At 48.2% G+C, this 625-nt stretch carries 1 pseudogene; it reads right to left on the bottom strand.

What is annotated here, in order from left to right:
- Positions 1-625: pseudogene (locus tag FEN17_RS23805) on the bottom strand (excinuclease ABC subunit A); the annotation flags it as partial.

The following is a 625-nucleotide window of genomic DNA, read 5'->3' as shown; positions in this document are numbered from 1 at the left end:
ATTTCCAAGGTCTTCTCATTGTAACGACTTCCATGACATACCGGGCACGGCGTATAAACACTCGGAAGAAACAAAAGCTCAACCATCACAAAGCCTTCGCCCTCGCACTTCGGACAGCGTCCTTTCGCGACATTAAAAGAAAAACGACCTGCATCGTACTTTCGACTCTTTGCGATTTTGGTATTTGCGAACAACTTGCGGATATGATCAAACAAGCCTGTGTAAGTTGCCAGGTTTGACCGCGGCGTGCGTCCGATGGGTTTCTGATCTACCGGAATTAATCTGCGAATATGACTTATGCCTTCCTGGATATATCCGGTTGTTGTCTTCGGGTTTTCTGCCTGAAGAAGCTGATCTTCCTGATCGTCTGTTCCTGGTATCTGCTGTCCTAATTTCTCCAAAACAAGCTCGACCAGCGCCTGACTGATCAGACTACTTTTCCCCGAGCCCGAAATGCCGGTGACGCTGGTCAACACGCCTATCGGAAAGTCGGCATCCACATGCTTTAAATTATTTCGGCTTACGTCCCTCAGCCGCAGCCACCCTTTTGCTTGCCTTTCGGACTTCTGGTTTTGATCAACATTAAACAGATACCGCCTGGTAACGGACTTGTCGATCTTTTCCA

It is taken from the genome of Dyadobacter luticola (assembly GCF_005860805.1).
GTDB classification, from domain to species: Bacteria; Bacteroidota; Bacteroidia; order Cytophagales; family Spirosomataceae; genus Dyadobacter; species Dyadobacter luticola.
Note: the sequence above shows the minus strand (reverse complement) of the source record. Positions and strands in the feature narration are given on the sequence as shown.